The 16,115-nt window shown below is 41.2% G+C and carries 17 protein-coding genes and 1 riboswitch; of the genes, 12 read left to right on the top strand and 5 right to left on the bottom strand.

The annotated features are described in order from the left end of the window. The first annotated feature begins 43 nt into the window (after positions 1-43). The 5 genes from M313_RS0114285 to M313_RS25330 all read left to right on the top strand — a co-directional run bounded on the left by M313_RS0114285 (position 44) and on the right by M313_RS25330 (position 5,635). Positions 44-346, top strand: coding sequence for a YunC family protein (locus M313_RS0114285; protein WP_010196635.1), 303 nt, complete (start codon positions 44-46; stop codon positions 344-346). A gap of 194 nt (positions 347-540) precedes the next feature. Continuing rightward, positions 541-1,647 carry an HD-GYP domain-containing protein gene (locus M313_RS0114280; protein WP_010196633.1) on the top strand — a complete coding sequence of 369 codons (1,107 nt, stop codon included), beginning with the start codon at positions 541-543 and terminating at the stop codon, positions 1,645-1,647. Positions 1,648-1,744: 97 nt separating this feature from the next. Next, positions 1,745-1,936: riboswitch (Lysine riboswitch) on the top strand. 141 nt (positions 1,937-2,077) lie between these two features. Then, positions 2,078-3,643 carry a Na+/H+ antiporter NhaC family protein gene (locus tag M313_RS0114270; protein WP_010196627.1) on the top strand — a complete coding sequence of 522 codons (1,566 nt, stop codon included), beginning with the start codon at positions 2,078-2,080 and terminating at the stop codon, positions 3,641-3,643. 352 nt (positions 3,644-3,995) lie between these two features. Next, entirely contained in the window at positions 3,996-5,531 is a 1,536-nt protein-coding gene (locus tag M313_RS0114265; RefSeq protein WP_010196624.1) for a sodium-dependent transporter, read from the top strand. Continuing rightward, a complete protein-coding gene (locus tag M313_RS25330) occupies positions 5,531-5,635 on the top strand; it encodes a methionine/alanine import family NSS transporter small subunit (protein WP_010196622.1) in 105 nt (34 codons plus the stop codon). The genes M313_RS0114265 and M313_RS25330 overlap by 1 nt, the downstream gene beginning before the upstream one ends. A 435-nt stretch (positions 5,636-6,070) precedes the next feature. On the opposite strand, the gene M313_RS0114255 is transcribed toward M313_RS25330, so the two are convergent. After that, a complete protein-coding gene (locus M313_RS0114255) occupies positions 6,071-7,054 on the bottom strand; it encodes a M23 family metallopeptidase (RefSeq protein WP_034774910.1) in 984 nt (327 codons plus the stop codon). 259 nt (positions 7,055-7,313) lie between these two features. On the opposite strand from M313_RS0114255, the gene lipA reads away from it, so the two are divergent. Beyond that, on the top strand, positions 7,314-8,210 hold the full coding sequence (gene lipA / locus M313_RS0114250; RefSeq protein ID WP_010196620.1) for a lipoyl synthase: 897 nt from the start codon (positions 7,314-7,316) through the stop codon (positions 8,208-8,210). 229 nt (positions 8,211-8,439) lie between these two features. Here lipA and M313_RS0114240 read toward each other — a convergent pair whose 3' ends face one another. Next, entirely contained in the window at positions 8,440-9,129 is a 690-nt protein-coding gene (locus M313_RS0114240) for a YhcN/YlaJ family sporulation lipoprotein (protein WP_010196618.1), read from the bottom strand. 109 nt (positions 9,130-9,238) lie between these two features. On the opposite strand from M313_RS0114240, the gene M313_RS0114235 reads away from it, so the two are divergent. Then, positions 9,239-9,532, top strand: coding sequence for a YutD family protein (locus M313_RS0114235; protein ID WP_010196615.1), 294 nt, complete (start codon positions 9,239-9,241; stop codon positions 9,530-9,532). Positions 9,533-9,579: 47 nt separating this feature from the next. Here M313_RS0114235 and M313_RS0114230 read toward each other — a convergent pair whose 3' ends face one another. After that, positions 9,580-9,885: a hypothetical protein gene (locus tag M313_RS0114230; RefSeq protein WP_010196613.1), complete on the bottom strand. Its 306-nt coding sequence runs from the start codon at positions 9,883-9,885 to the stop codon at positions 9,580-9,582. Positions 9,886-9,958: 73 nt separating this feature from the next. Further along, positions 9,959-10,225 (bottom strand): DUF3055 domain-containing protein, encoded by a 267-nt coding sequence (locus tag M313_RS0114225; RefSeq protein WP_010196610.1) that lies wholly within the window; start codon positions 10,223-10,225, stop codon positions 9,959-9,961. Positions 10,226-10,404: 179 nt separating this feature from the next. On the opposite strand from M313_RS0114225, the gene M313_RS0114220 reads away from it, so the two are divergent. From M313_RS0114220 to nucF, 3 genes are all read left to right on the top strand, one after another. Next, positions 10,405-11,712 carry an EAL domain-containing protein gene (locus M313_RS0114220; RefSeq protein ID WP_010196606.1) on the top strand — a complete coding sequence of 436 codons (1,308 nt, stop codon included), beginning with the start codon at positions 10,405-10,407 and terminating at the stop codon, positions 11,710-11,712. A gap of 35 nt (positions 11,713-11,747) precedes the next feature. After that, the gene (locus tag M313_RS0114215; protein WP_010196603.1) at positions 11,748-12,185 is read left to right on the top strand and encodes a DUF86 domain-containing protein; all 438 of its coding nucleotides are present in this window, start codon (positions 11,748-11,750) and stop codon (positions 12,183-12,185) included. A 132-nt stretch (positions 12,186-12,317) separates the two neighbouring features. Then, positions 12,318-13,088, top strand: a complete 771-nt coding sequence (gene nucF, locus M313_RS0114210; protein ID WP_010196601.1) for a 5' nucleotidase NucF — start codon at positions 12,318-12,320, stop codon at positions 13,086-13,088. 89 nt (positions 13,089-13,177) lie between these two features. Here nucF and M313_RS0114205 read toward each other — a convergent pair whose 3' ends face one another. After that, positions 13,178-13,660 (bottom strand): phosphatidylglycerophosphatase A family protein, encoded by a 483-nt coding sequence (locus tag M313_RS0114205; protein WP_034774906.1) that lies wholly within the window; start codon positions 13,658-13,660, stop codon positions 13,178-13,180. A gap of 296 nt (positions 13,661-13,956) precedes the next feature. Here M313_RS0114205 and yutH point away from each other — a divergent pair, with 296 nt between their 5' ends. Next, positions 13,957-14,964 carry a spore coat putative kinase YutH gene (gene yutH, locus M313_RS0114200; protein ID WP_010196594.1) on the top strand — a complete coding sequence of 336 codons (1,008 nt, stop codon included), beginning with the start codon at positions 13,957-13,959 and terminating at the stop codon, positions 14,962-14,964. A 101-nt stretch (positions 14,965-15,065) separates the two neighbouring features. Further along, positions 15,066-16,031: a 2-hydroxyacid dehydrogenase gene (locus M313_RS0114195; RefSeq protein WP_010196591.1), complete on the top strand. Its 966-nt coding sequence runs from the start codon at positions 15,066-15,068 to the stop codon at positions 16,029-16,031. Positions 16,032-16,115 lie beyond the last annotated feature (84 nt).

Below are 16,115 nucleotides of genomic sequence, written 5' to 3'. Positions count from 1 at the left end.
GTAAACCATAAATTGATATGGGAAGGGAGCGTGACAATTATCTATGATTGAAATGACACCAATTACAATCGAAGGCCATACGTTTACTGCGATTACGGTGCGATTGCCAAAGACTAATTTCTTGGCGGTAACTAGCGATAAAGGGTATATCATGTGCGGAGCGCTGGATGTCGGCTTATTGAATGCCAAGCTGAAGGACCGAAAGATCATTGCGGGGCGGGCAGTTGGGGTGCGTACCATCGAGCAATTATTAGAGGCCCCTTTGGAATCCATTACGTATGAGGCGGAGAATGTGGGCATTACGGTTGGGATGCCGGGCAAAGAAGCTTTGTTAAAAATGCTATAAAGGGTGGGGGCGCTAGTTTGGTTGACTTGCAGCCTTTACCCCAAATATATAATACCATCGTGTTCATACGGTGGTATTTTTATGTTGCGATAAACTTTTCAAAACTTTTTTCTATATTAGCAAGCTTTATCCCGGAATTTTTACTATAATAGGAAATATATAGATTTTGTCGAAATGTGAAGATAGGAGAAGTTATGAGACTATTACCTACAAAATCAATGAAACCGGGAATGGTGTTGGCCAGATCAATCTACAATGATTCTGGTAGAGTGCTGTTGAGTGAAGGGATCTCTGTTACTTCACGCATGATTACACGTTTGCAACAATTAAATGTTACCTATGTATATATAGAAGATGCACGGACAAGCGGGATGGAAGTGCCTACTATTATCTCGGACAAAACCCGTAAGGAAGCAGTAAAGACAATTACTGATACCTTCAAATCAATCGAACATGAAAAAGAATTAAGTAAGTGGTTTGTGATGGACAAATCATCCAAAAGCATCAAGTCACTTATCCAAAACTTGCTGACAGACATGAAATCAAATGACGAAGTGTCCGCCCTGTTGACGGATGTGTATGTGCACGACAATTATGTGTTTACCCATTCGTTAAATGTGACGCTTTATTCCCTTTCCATAGGGTTAAAATTGGGGTTGTCCCAAAAAGACTTAGAAACATTAGGACTTGGTGGAATTCTTCATGATATCGGCAAGATGTTGATTCCCAACGACATTCTTTTCAAGCCAGGGAAACTTACAAGCGATGAGTTTGCAGAGATGAAGCGGCATGCGACCTATGGGTACGATATCCTTCGCAACATGCAGACCATTCCGTTAATGGTTGCACACTGTGCTTTCCAACACCATGAACGCCTGAATGGAAGTGGCTATCCTCGCGGCATCAAGTCAGATGATATTCATCTGTTTGGTAAAATCCTTGCTGTAGCGGATGTTTTTGATGCTGTTACTTCCCACCGGATATACCGTAGTGCCATGCTGCCACATGAAGGCCTAGAAATTTTATATGCAGGATCTGGTTCGTTGTATGAACCAGAGATTATTGAAGCGTTCCGCAAATCGGTTGCCATCTATCCATACGGCTTGATGGTTACATTGAATGATGGAAGAAAAGGGCTTGTTGTCGGGCAAAATAAAGACCTAACAGAACGACCTGTCATTAGGGTGGTCGAAGAAGAAGGTGAAGAGTTGGAAACACCTTACGATATAAACTTAAAAGACCATCTGAGTTTAGCGATTGTTGACTGCGATTCCCTTGAAAAAATAGCAGCAGTCAGCTAAAAGGAAAGAGTAGAGAAAAAAGAAATATATTTCCTTTGTCCTATAGCAGGATATATGTTATAGTGAAATCATAAAATAATATACTTCCCTTATCATACGATGAGGTAGAGGCTGCATAGCATAAGAGTAAAACTACTGGAGGTTGACACCTAAGATGGTAGAATGAAAGGATGCTGTGCCGAAGCAATATGAGCGGTCAAACTCATGTTGCTGGGGTTATCTTGAATAAGGATAACACTGCCATTATGACCGGTACGGACGGTTTTTATAATGGAGGGCTACTGATCGGATGGAGGATAACACATTACATAGGTAATGATAGTTATTTTCTATCATTACTTTTTATTTTGTTTTCTTTCAGCGCCTTCCATTGTTGTAAACCGTTTGATGCCAGTCAAACATATTACAGCTTAATGGGGGTTTTTTTGTTATGGAAGGAACAATTTATTCTTTAATTCCTCCAGTGCTTGCGATCTTAATGGTTATCTTGACCAGAAGAGTTTTGCTTTCACTTGGAGTAGGTATTCTGGCAGCAGCTTTAATGTTAGCCGATTTCAACCCGGTAACAATGGTTGTGCTGATCTGGGATATGGTATTAGGTCTTTTTTATTCGGTAGACGATAAAGAGTTGAACTTATGGAATATTTATATTCTTGTATTCTTAATTATTTTAGGAATTATTACTGCATTTATTTCTATCACTGGTGGCAGCAGGGCATTTGCTGACTGGGCACAGACAAAAATCAAGACAAGAAGAGGATCAAAATTTTTAACAGCTATTTTAGGGATCGTTATTTTTATTGATGATTATTTTAACGCATTGGCAGTAGGTCAAATCAGTAGACCTGTAACGGACCGTTACAAAGTATCACGTGCAAAATTAGCGTACTTGATTGATTCTACCTCGGCACCGATTTGTGTCATCTCACCTGTTTCGAGTTGGGGTGCTGTTATTATCGGTATAATTGGAACAGATGTAATCGTAAGACAGAATATTAGTGACTTAACAGCAATCAGTGCTTTTATGCAAATCATTCCGATGAACTTATACGTTTTTTCTGCATTGATTATGGTATTCTTGGTAAGTTACTTTAATTTCAATATTGGGCCGATGAGAAAGCACGAACAACGTGCAATGGAGACGGGTGAATTATACGATTCTGAAAAAGAAGTGCCTGGAGAGCTGTCAGACGAGCTTCCTACTAGCACAAAAGGAACGATTGGCAATCTTGTGTGGCCGATTGTAGCACTTTTTGTTGGGGTTATTGGAGCGATGCTTTGGACGGGTGCTTCCGCAATTGAAGGAGATATTACTGTTTTAGGTATCTTTGAAAATACAGATCCATCTGCAGCATTATTCTATGGTGGATTGTTCGCTTTAGTAGTTTCATTCATCTTACTTTTCAACCAGATTTCCAAAGGCGGAGTATCAAACAGTGTAGTGGGTCGCGGGATAGCAGAAGGAACAAAATCCATGCTTCCTGCCATCTATATTCTATTATTTGCTTGGACCATTGCAGGATTGATTGATGGTTTAGGAACTGGAACATACATTGCCGAACAAGTAGAAAACTCTAATATTAATATTGCTTTCTTACCAGCAATCATTTTTGTCATTGCCGGTTTTACAGCTCTTGCAACAGGAACTTCATGGGGTACTTTCACACTGTTACTTCCTATTGCAGGTCAAATAGCAGTGGCAACAGATGTATCCATTTTATTACCTGTACTTGCTTCTGTATTGGCTGGGGCGGTATTCGGTGATCATTGTTCACCAATTTCCGATACAACCATCCTTTCCTCCACTGGTGCAGGATGTAACCATATTGACCACGTGCTAACTCAGCTACCGTATGCGCTCATTAGTGCAGGTGTAGCGATTGCAGGATATATTGTGCTAGGTTTGACTGGAAGCACATTGCTTGGACTGCTAGTAGTATTAGTGGCATTTGTTATTATCGGTATTAGTTTTAAAGCGATGAAACCAGCAGAGTAATCTCATAATACTTTTCAAATAAAGTAATAAACACCTCCTTTTTATCTACTTTTAGTTAAGTGGTAAAAAGAGAGGTGTTTTTCTTTTGGGGAATTAAATGAATAAATATTCATAATATAACTCTTGTGTATCAGTACATTTAGCCATTTAAGCAACATTGGTAGAATAAAAATACATTGTTGATTATTGTCACAAGGTGTCGATTAATATAGTGTAAAAGTTTGTTTTGACATAGTCATAAAGTCTAGTTATACTATGTATAAATTATATTAAATAATCAGAAAAAATAAAACATTTGGACTCTTTCATCTATTTTTTGGTAAAAAAGAGTCTAAGTAGGGGGAGAAAGAGAATGGAAAATCGACCGCAATGGGGGACAAGAGCAGGATTTATTTTAGCAGCGGTTGGATCGGCCATCGGGTTAGGAAACATTTGGCGTTTTCCAGCAACTGCTTATGAAAATGGAGGAGGGGCATTCTTTGTACCATATTTATTCGCTCTTCTGACAGCAGGTATTCCGTTATTGATCCTTGAATTCACTATGGGTCATAAGTACCGCGGATCTGCACCACTTTCTTATGCAAGAATGAACAAAAAGTATGAATGGCTTGGCTGGTGGCAAGTTGGTATAGCATTCGTAATTTCTACTTATTATGCTGTCATCATTGCATGGGCTATGTCTTACTCCGTGTTCTCACTGAATCTGAAGTGGGGAGACGACACAGGCGGATTCTTGATTGGAGAATACCTTCAGGTAGCTGCACCAGGTGAGATTGGGGGACTTGTTCCTTCTGTCCTTCTTCCATTAGTAATCGTTTGGGCAGTAACACTTGGAGTACTATTTAAAGGCGTTAAGAAGGGTGTAGAGGTAGCAAATAAGATTTTCATCCCTGCACTTGTTGTATTGTTCTTAATTATCGTTGTCCGCGCTCTGACACTAGAAGGGGCTGGAACAGGACTAAACGCTTTCTTCAAACCTGATTGGAGCACTATTGCTGACGGTAAGGTTTGGGTTGCGGCATATGGACAGATTTTCTTCAGTTTATCCATTGCATTTGCCATCATGATTACGTATTCCAGTTATCTACCGAAAAAATCTGATATCACCAATAATGCATTTATTACCGGTTTCAGTAACTCCGGATTTGAATTATTAGCAGGTATCGGTGTATTCAGTATTTTAGGATTTATGGCAGTTCAGCAAGGTGTTGGCGTAGATGAAGTGGTAGCGGGCGGTGTCGGATTAGCGTTCGTTGTATTTCCGCAAATCATTAATGAATTCCCGGCCTTTAAAGAACTGTTTGGATTCTTGTTCTTTGGATCACTAGTATTGGCTGGACTATCTTCATTAATCTCTATTGTAGAAACATTTGTTGCTGGGGTTCAAGATAAATTCAAAGTATCCCGTACAAAAGCAGTAGCATTTGGTGGTGGATTGTCGGCAGTTATTTCTATCCTATTTGCAACAAAAGGCGGTTTGAATTTCCTTGATGTTGCTGATTACTTCATCAACCAATTCGGTGTGGCGCTTGCAGGTCTCGTGCAAGTAATCGTGGTTGTCTGGTTCGCAAGACAATTGAAACCATTGCAAAATCATGCCAATGAGATTTCCGATGTTAAATTAACTGGATTCTTAGGCTCATGGTGGAAGTTATCCTTGGCAGTCATCACTCCGATTGTACTTGGTTATATGATGTTTGACCTGATCCGTACAAATATTGCGGAAGTGTACGGAGCGGCTGATGGGTATTCTCGTATCTTCACGATTCAGTATGGTGTGGTTGTCGCGGTGCTTGCATTGCTTGTAGGTATTGCCTTCTCCCTTATTAAATGGAAAAAAGACACGTTGGAACTTCCGGTTTCTTCGTCTAAGGAGGTCAATAAATAATGGAAACAAGTGCGATTATCATGATGGTTGTCGGAATTGTCATCATTTGGGGTGGCCTGGCTGGAAGTATCCTGTGGGCTATGAAGAAGAGTAAGGAAGCATAAAATAAAAAGGCTGCTGATCGAGTAATTCGGTCAGCAGTTTTTTTAGACATAAAAAAGTAAATAATCCGGTTGATCTCCGTTCCAGGCGCTTCGCTTGCCTGCGGGCGGTCCGTGAGCCTCCTCAGGCTTTCGCCTTCCGGGGTCTCACCTGTCCCTTCCTCCCGCGGGCGACTACGCGCCTTCCACTCCAACCAACAAGGTAATTTCACTTACCAAAAGGTAACGAGTTAGTTGGATCAGCATAAACGTTTATTTAACGGAATTTCTAGCTGTGTATTGGAGCAAATGGCGGAGACTCCTGCGGGGGAGTAACGGTAGCTTGAGACCCCAGAGGCGAAGCCGAGGAGGCTCAAGCACTGTCCCGCGGAAAGCTCAGCCATTTGCGGAAAGGAACAGCGGCGTTTAACCACTTCCTATGTTTTTTTCGTAAAAATATTAACGTTTCCTTCTATCCCCACGTTCCCAGGATTTTAAGTGCGGGAACGGGTCAAAGGACCATTCAGAGTAGCCGTTGTCTTTGTACATGCCATAGTGTAGATGCGGAGGAAATTTTCCTGCTGTCCCAGGCGGTCCATATCCAGAGCTTCCAACAGATCCGATAATTTGCCCCGGCTCTACGACTTGACCTACTTCAAGGTCCTTGGCAAAGCCGTTTAAATGAGCAAAATAATGATAGGTGTTATTAATGTCACGAATGCCAAGACGCCACCCCCCAAATTTGTTCCACCCTTTAATCTCAATGATTCCATAACAAGTGGAACGGACGGGAACACCATAGCTAGCAAAAATATCTGTGCCTTCATGCATTCTTCTCCCACCCCAACCCCGTGCATCTCCCCACGTATTGCGGTAACTGAAATTGGAACGGATTGGAAGAGGGAAAGCGTGTGTATCCAGCTTAAGTGTATTATACGTACTGTACAGCTTCATATGGTTCATAATAAGCCCGACCGTTTTATCTCGCTGATAATACTCCCATAAGGCAATTTTGATATTTTCTTTGTCAGTACCATAGGGCTGAAGATAATTTGCAAATGTAAACAATACATCTTCATCATTCGTAGAATCAGCGACTCCATCACCATTCCCATCCATCCCCATTCCGCCGAAGAATTGAATGCTCATAGGATTGTTGTCTTGGGCATTGGGGTTTAAAGGACCTGCCCATACCTCAGGTTTGTAGTAAATGCCGATAACACCTTTGGCTTTTGGAATATCTTTTCTTACTCTGCGGACATTTCTTTCATATTGGTCAACAGCGGCGAAATAGTACCATGGAATCTGAGTGACAGATTGCATTCGATTATATAGTTCCTGCCTTTTAGCATAGATTTGTTCGTCTGGTAAGTTTGTTTCGGCAGCAAAAGTATCTGCAGGGATCATGCTAAATAGAAAAATTACGCACAAAAGTAGCCGTATCAAGTCCTCACTCCTTCCTTTTCTTTCATTTACTACTGTTAGTTTGGTAAGTTTTCCTCATTTCATAAATACTAATTCATGGAAGATTGTCAGGAGTATGTCTGTGGAAGGTTTTGGACTTGTTTCTTTACCAGATGTTTGATAAAGTGACAGGTGTGAATATGTCATTTTCCCTATGAGATAAGTTAGAATAGTGAAAATATACAGATAAATTATTGATGAAGTCATCTTGAAAATAAGACAAGTTGGAGTTGATCATATGGCTAAAAAAGAGGAGTACATACGTAAACCAGATTGGCTGAAAATCAAGCTGAATACGAATGAAAACTATACAGGACTTAAGAAACTGATGAGAGAGCACAACCTTAACACAGTATGTGAAGAGGCCAAGTGTCCGAACATCCATGAATGCTGGGCAGTAAGACGTACCGCCACTTTCATGATTCTTGGTGCAATCTGTACGCGTGCGTGCCGTTTCTGTGCAGTCAAGACAGGTTTGCCAACAGAACTGGATACACAAGAGCCAGAACGCGTAGCAGAATCCGTTAGACTAATGAACTTAAAGCATGCTGTAATTACAGCTGTTGCCCGTGATGATTTAAAAGATGGCGGTGCTGCCATTTTTGCTGAAACGATTAGAGCAGTTCGCCGTGAGAATCCTTTTACGACTATTGAAGTATTACCATCTGATATGGGTGGGGTTTTTGAAAACATTGAAATGCTTATGGCAGCAAGACCGGATATTCTTAACCATAACATTGAAACAGTTCGTTCTTTAACACCTCGAGTTCGTGCAAGAGCAACCTATGACCGTTCTCTAGAACTATTGCGTCGTGCGAAAGAATTACAACCTGACATCCCGACAAAATCAAGCATCATGATTGGACTAGGGGAAACGAAAGAAGAGATTATCGAAACAATGGATGATCTTCGTGCCAATAATGTGGATATTATGGCGATTGGTCAATACTTGCAGCCTTCTAAGAAACACATTAAGGTGCAGAAGTATTATCACCCGGATGAGTTTGCAGAGTTGAAGGAAATTGCGATGACAAAAGGGTTCAGTCATTGTGAAGCTGGTCCGCTTGTTCGTTCTTCTTATCATGCCGATGAGCAGGTAAACGAAGCTTCTAAAGCAAGACAAGCACAGGCATAATTAGTCAGCATTTTAAGATAATGAGAATTCTGTAGCTGTTGATTGGAGCAAAAGGCGTAGACTCCTGCGGGGGAGAAGCGACAATGTTGAGACCCCTGAAGCGTTGGGAGGAGGCTCAAGGTCGCCCCGCGGAAAGCGAAGTCTTTTGCGGAAATCAACAGCGGTGTTTAATCAGAGCCTATATTAAAAAAAGGTACAGCCTCACATTTACGTGGCTGTACCTTTTTTGTTAATCGTTTTTCATTTGTTTTCTGAATTCGCTTTTGTCTGATTCTTCGTTCATCTCACCGTCGGCTTCGCCGTTACCGTTTTCGCCAGTGTTCAGCTGTTTGCCTTGCGGAGATTTAAGCATTTCTTTTATTGTAGTTTCTAATATCTCATCCACCCTAGGACTTGTCACACCAAGGGAACGAAAGCGTTCGATATCATGAATCATTTCTGGGTTGTCAGAAATGTAAACATGGTAGTACCGTGGAACGATGGATAATCCCGTTTTACTTACCTGGTCAGCTGTAAGCTCTCGGTCTTCACTGTTTGTTTCATATGCAATAAGAACTTCTTCATCCGTTACCAATGTAGCGGAATCTTCTATTGCAGGTAATTGAACCACCATTTTATTGATGATATTGGCAATTTCACCGTAATCTACGGCAGCGATATTTTCATTATAGCGCTGTGAATTTCTCACTGGCTCTGCTTGGTCGCGAACGTAACCGAAACGAGTTTGATCGTGGTTGTTGCTATCTCTTACATCATACATATCGTAACGGTGTCCTGTATTTGTATTAATTGGCTGTCCGTCACGCCCGTAAATGGCGCTTCTGGCTTGTCGTTCCTCTGGAGTAGGGTCAAAGGAACAGGCTGAAGTCATAGCAGTAACTAAACTACATGCTGCAAGAATTTTTATTGTTTTCCTCAATGGAAACACCTCCTTACTCATAGGATTGCCCGTTGAGAAAAATTTTGACTTAGAAATTAGTGGAGAATGGTCTATAATGTAAATAAGAGCAGAAATGGAGGAGCGGAAAATGATTTGTATTGGAAACCATTGCTACGAACTGTTGGAAGAGAACCGAAACGGCTTCAACGAAGAAACCTTTCGCGCAAGATATATTGATGTTTTAAACAAATACGATTACATTGTCGGTGACTGGGGTTATAACCAATTGCGTTTACGGGGATTTTTTGAAGACCAAAACCATAAATCCACCCATGACACAAAGATAAGCACCTTGCCTGACTACATATTGGAATATTGTAACTTCGGCTGTGCTTACTTTGTATTAAAGAAAGTGAAGAAACCTGCTGCAGAGGCGAAGTGATCGATAGCCTTAAAATGACCCCATCCGCAATGATGGGGTCTTAATTGTTAGTCTTTTTCATTCCCATATGGAGGTTCTTCGTTCATATTCTTGTCATCATGGGTTGGATGGGCACCAGGATGCTGTCTTGGGATGTCCTGATGAAGATTTTTATTTTCATAATTAAAGGCACTATAATAACGCTGACCTTCACGCCATGGCGTACTTTTGTTTTCCACGGGTGTTTCTTTGCCGCGGGGAGAGCCATAAGGACCTTCGGGTAATGTTTCAGGTATCAAATAATCTCGCTGCGTTTCCACATTGGAGAAGTCGGTATACTGCTCTTCCTCTTTATCCTTTTCGTCAATAAACATGAAATAATCCCCTTTGTCTTAGAGTAAAGTTAGTTTTACCGAGACAATAGGGGATTATTATGAATATAAGTGTTTAGACTACCTCATACAAAAAAGATCGCAATTCTGCTGCATCTTCTTCAGATAACTGATAAGCATGTTCAAGATAGCCTGGCTCGTTCAAATCATCACTGCCGATGATGGCAAAACGGTTGCCTTGTATATCAAGGACAAGACTTTTTCCATAATAGCGATCCGATTTGACTATTGCTAAATCAAAGCGGCTATTTTCCCCCATAAAGCTAACAAAACGGGTTTTGGTCTCGACTGTATCATCATATAAAAAGAATTTTTCTCCCATTATTGAAACCTCCTTCTTGCATCTTTTTCTAGTATAACAAATACAACCTCATTCTTGTTATTGCATATTTTCAAATATATCTAAGGCGTTCAAGAAATGGGACAATTTTCTTATTTTTTATGATAAAATAAAAGAAATACAACTTGCTGATTTTTGTCTAGAGAGAAGGGAGCCACTTCATGGGGCGAAGCTGGAATCGCATAAAGAGTTACTATAAGAAGAATGGCTCACATCTAGTAAAAATAATGCTTCCGGCCAAATATCTGCGTTATTATCCGCCGATTTATATTTTGAGGAACCCGATTGAACAAAGAGTGACACATACCTTGAAAAAGGGCTATCAGGTAGCGGTGATTTCATTTTATTTTCCTGATTTGGAGAATATCATCTCAAAAATAGGCAGGCGTAAATATTTATCGTGTCGAGAAGTAATTAAGGCGCAGCTTAGAAAAGTCATAGGACAAACATTCACAGAAGATGAAATTGTATGTTTACACGAACAATATAGTGATGGGATTTCCTTGTTGCTGAAGGTGGATGCAAGGTTTCACAGTACAACAGAACTTGAAGACAAGCTTGCTAGGGTAAAGACTGTAATAGAAGGCCGAAAGTATAAACAACTGGATAATCAGCATTTGTGCGTGCAGTCTGGTTATGTTTTCTTGGAGTCAAGGGATTATACGCTATCCGAATGCATGCTTAAAGCACATGTACAGGCAATGGCCATGGCTGAAAAACAGGACAAATTACAGTACCAGCAATTAAAATTTCAAATAAATCAAATCATAGCTTTTAAAGATATCACCCTTTTAGCTCAACCGATTATGGATGTGTCTAAAGGCGGAATTAAGGCATGGGAATTGCTGACTCGCGGCCCTAAAGGATCATTGATGGAAAATCCACTGCAGTTATTTTCCATCGCCAAGCAGACCAACCGGTTATTTATGCTGGAATTACTCATACTGGAAAAGGCATTTCAACTTATTTATCAATGCAAAATGAAGGAAGCAATTTTTATCAATTTTACTCCTACGACATTAAACGAGGTAGAGTTGATAGAGAAGATGCTGTCCCTGTTGAAAAAGTATCCGGAGATTATTCCACAGAATATCGCCATTGAGGTGACAGAGCAGGATTCTATCGATGGATTGAAGAATTTTGAGCGTAACATTGTCGCGCTGAGGGAACTGGGCTTTCAAATTGCCGTCGATGATACGGGTGCCGGTTATGCGAGTTTTCATACCATCAATAGAATTATGCCTGATATAATAAAAATTGATCGGTCTGTTATTCAAGATATTGATAAAAATACGGTCAAAGAAAAGATGCTGCAGGGACTTTTGTTAATAGCAAATGAAACAGGTTCGCTTGTGGTTGCAGAAGGAATTGAACGTCCCGAAGAGGTTCAGATTCTTTCTAAACATAAAGTGGACATGGCGCAAGGTTATTTTTACGCTAGGCCAAAACTACTGCAACCGATAACATAACAACAGCCAAGATGACATACAAAGGAGAATGCAGAATGTACTTTGTGGATCGAGAAAAAATGGAGCAGACATTACTTTATATTGAAGAAAATATTACATTGTATCAAGAGCATGCCTCATGGAATTCTTCCATTGAAAAGAAGGCCCTTGAACGTGTTGCAATAGCAATCATTGAGGGCATATTGGATGTCGGAAATGCCATGATTGACGGTTTTATCATGCGGGATCCTGGCAGCTATGAGGACATCATAGACATTCTGGAAGATGAAAAAGTAGTGACAGGTGACATGGCTAAGCAGGTAAAAAACCTTGTGCGACTTCGTAAAACACTAGTGCAAGACTATCTACTTATCCGTCACGAAGAGCTAGAAGCGTGTTTGGCGGAGGTGCAGGAAACCGTTGTGGAATTCTGTGGTGCTGTCCGCATTTATTTAGAAAATGAATTAGGGCCTGTTTCGGCTTTTAGAAATTAATGCAGAGTTGGGAACGCTTTCTTTTTTGAGAGCGTTCTTTCTTGCTTTTATCGGGCTAGTAAATTGTGCTAACATGAACAGGTTGAAAGAAACCTAAACTAATGAAATGACAATAGTGGAGTGTGAAGATAGATGAAAAAGTACCAAGGATATTTAATTGACCTGGATGGAACGATGTATCGCGGAAAAGAAAAGATTGAAGAGGCAAGCCATTTTGTAAAAGCACTTTTTGATAAAAAGATACCGTACCTTTTTGTAACGAATAATTCCTCAAGAACCCCCCAGCAGGTTGCGCAAAAATTAAGGGACTTTGGAATACCGACTTTGGATGAACAAGTTTTTACAACAAGTAACGCAACGGCCAATTATATTTATGATTACAAGCCTGAGGCGAAAATATATGTGATTGGCGAGGAAGGAATCAGAACGGCGTTACTGGAAAAGGGATTTGAAATTGTGGAAGAGGGAGCAGATGTGGTAGTAAGCGGAATTGACCGCTCGATTAGTTATGAGAAATTGGCACTTGGAGCGATTAATATTCGTAATGGTGCGCGTTTTATTTCCACTAACGGTGACATTGCCATTCCGACTGAGCGAGGTCTGCTTCCTGGTAACGGATCATTGACTTCTGTATTGACGGTTTCAACGGAAACACAGCCAACGTTCATCGGCAAGCCGGAAAAAGTCATCATGGAGCAAGCCCTGAAAGTATTGGGTGTACCTCGTGAAGAAACGCTGATGGTGGGGGATAATTACCACACAGATATTAAGGCGGGAATGAATGCAGGGATGGATACGCTGCTTGTGCATACAGGTGTGACGACAAAGGCACATTTAGAAACGTATGAGGAGCAGCCGACTTATACGGTGGATTCATTGGAAGAATGGATCGAGAGAATTTAATTAAAGCAATCTCGATTATGTTAACGGACGGAAAAAACCAGGCAGCTAGGTAGTTTAGCGGAGGCCTGGTTTTTAATTTTTTTAAAAGGTCATTCCGTATTTGCAGCTCTATGTGCCAAACGGCTTGATGCTGCGGCAGCGATGGCTCCGACGATATCGTCGAGGAAGGTATGAACTTTCCCAGAACTTTTGTCATTAAGGTGCTCGAGTATGCCTGGTTTTAGTTTGTCGATATAGCCGTAGTTGGTGAAGCCGATGGAGCCATAAACGTTAACAATGGATAAGGCCAATACTTCATCTACACCATACAATCCTTCATCATCACGCAATATTCTTAAGAGAGGCTCTTGAATTTTGCCTTGCTCAGCCAGTATATCTAATTCAATAGCTGTAAGTACGGTATTTTGAACTTCACGCTTAGAAAGAACACGGTCCACATTCTCCAGACACTCTGAACGCTCAAGGGCAGGATGGTACTTCGACTGCAAGAAATACACCAACTCAGCAATATCATCCATCGTCACCCCGCGCTCCTCCAACAACGCCCGCGCCTTCTTCTCCACATCATCCATACTCTCAAAATTCTTCATACAACTCACCCATCTTTTATAATATAGTCGAGGAGGATTTGGTCCCCTCTTTAGTACTTTAGAGCGGTGAGGGTCAGACCCCTCTTTAGATCTTTAACACATTAGAGCAGTGAGGGTCAGACCCTTTTCTCTTTCATTTTTTTCTTTATCTTCCTTTTATGCCCTTATTTGGTGGAATTAATAGCTTTTGGGCAGAAAGTTTAGGAAGATAGCTATTGTTAACAAGTTTTCTCTGTTTTCTTCATATAGTTGGTACTAGGGAGAAGGAGGGAACAGAGTTGAAGCAGATAATTTATGATCAATATGAGTTAAGGGTGGAAAGGAAGCAAAGGGTACGACAGTTTGATGCTTTTTGGTCTAATCGCGTACTTTATATCATGGTCCCTGTTGCTCACTTGGAAGCAGAGGAAATTGATGAGCTTCAAAAGATAAGTGACTATATGATACGCACGCATAAAGATATATATGTTAGTTCTTTTGTGAAAAATAAGAATGATACGTATACAACGGAGATAGAAGGCCGTCATATAGCACTTTTTCGGATGCCGTATGATTATAGTTCAAGACAATTAGTCGTTGGAAAAGAACTTGCAGCCTTCCATACGAACGCTAGAAGCTATCCTGCTAAAGTGACAGCCATAAATCGGATTGGCCAATGGAAAAGCTTATGGGTGAAAAGGGTAGATCAAATGGAGAGCTTTTTCAGGGAAAAGGTCAGAAGCAACCCTGTTGATGTTTTTGATACCCAGTTTGTCGAATCTTTTCCTTACTATTTAGGTTTGACCGAGAATGCCATTCAGTATCTTGTTGATACAGAGCTTGATGATAGTCCTATGATGAATGACGCTGCTACCCTCTGCCACCACCGCTTCACAGATCTCACATGGCAGCAGGCGCAGTGGATGAAGCTTCCGACAGATTGGATTTTTGATCATGCAAGCAGAGACCTTTCAGAATGGATACGGGTGGAATGCCGAAAAGGCAAAGACATGAACCCTGCGAAGATCCAAACCTTTTTACAAGACTATGAGCGTGTATCGCCGCTTTCAAGCTTTTCTTGGCGACTCTTGTATGCAAGATTGACCTTCCCAATCCACTATTTTGAATGTGTAGAAGATTACTATACGAGCGGACCTGTTGCCGATAAAAAATGGCATGAAGACCGGATGAAAGCAATTCTGCAATCCTCCACACACTATGAACAGCTTCTCGGAAATTTTTATGACCTTGCAGGTGTACCTGCGAAAAGTTATGGAATCCCCGTATTGGATTGGGTGAAAAAATAAGCGCTTGCCCTATATTTGTATGTTTTGGAAAAGCTATGAGTGATAAAATAACAGATAGCTTAGTAACTATTCCAGACAACAAGATGTAGGGAGAGAGACAGATGACAAGGCCGTATGTGTTCATTACAAGAAAACTTAAAGAAGAATTATTCGCCCCGCTTATGGAAGTTGCGGATGTGAAGATGTGGGACAGTGAAAGCGAACCCGTTCCAAGGGAGATGCTGATGAAAGAAGCTGAAAAAGCAACAGCTCTTTTGACGATGCTCTCAGATAAAGTGGATGAAGAACTGTTAGAGAGCGCGCCGAACCTGAAGGTAGTGGCAAACCTTGCAGTTGGATATGACAATATTGACGTAATGGCAGCTTCAGAGAGAGGTGTGACAGTTTGCAACACACCTGATGTGTTGACCGAAACAACCGCAGATCTTACCTTTGCATTGATGCTTGCCACGGCAAGAAGAATAACGGAATCTCAAGAATTTGTAAAAGAGGGGCGCTGGCAGAGCTGGAGTCCCTACCTGCTTGCAGGAGCCGATGTGCATCATAAAACAATCGGTATTGTCGGCATGGGTAAAATAGGACAAGCCGTTGCTAGGCGGGCCAAGGGTTTTGGTATGGAGATTCTCTATCATAATAGAAGTCGCCATTTTGAAGCTGAACAGGAGCTAGGCGCAGCGTACCGCAGCTTTGAACAGTTGTTAGAGCAATCCGATTTTGTTGTCTGCTTAACTCCGTTAACCGACGCAACAAGACATCTGTTCAATGATTCTGCATTCAAGCGCATGAAGGATTCTGCATTTTTTATAAATGTAGGAAGAGGGCAAGTGGTGAATGAGGAAGCGCTTATCGCCGCATTACATCAGAATGAAATTGCCGGAGCGGGATTGGACGTTTTCTATGAGGAACCGATTGGAGCAGACCATCCTTTGCTTCGTCTTCCGCAGGTTGTAGCAATCCCTCACATAGGAAGCGCAAGTGTAGAAACGAGGACAGCAATGATGAAACTATGCCGAGATAATATAGTTGCGGTACTGCAAGGAAACAGAGCAAAGACAATAGTCAAATGAGGACCGGATTCTTTTCTCCACCTATAAGTGTGGAGACGAGATCCGGCCTTTTATTTTTTTCTGATTACTCCCCCAATACGTTAA

Origin of the sequence: Bacillus sp. m3-13, from assembly GCF_000175075.1 — a bacterium.
GTDB lineage: Bacteria > Bacillota > Bacilli > Bacillales > Bacillaceae_I > Sutcliffiella_A > Sutcliffiella_A horikoshii_C.
The sequence above is the reverse complement of the archived record's forward strand: the minus strand, read 5'-3'. Positions and strand labels throughout refer to the sequence as shown.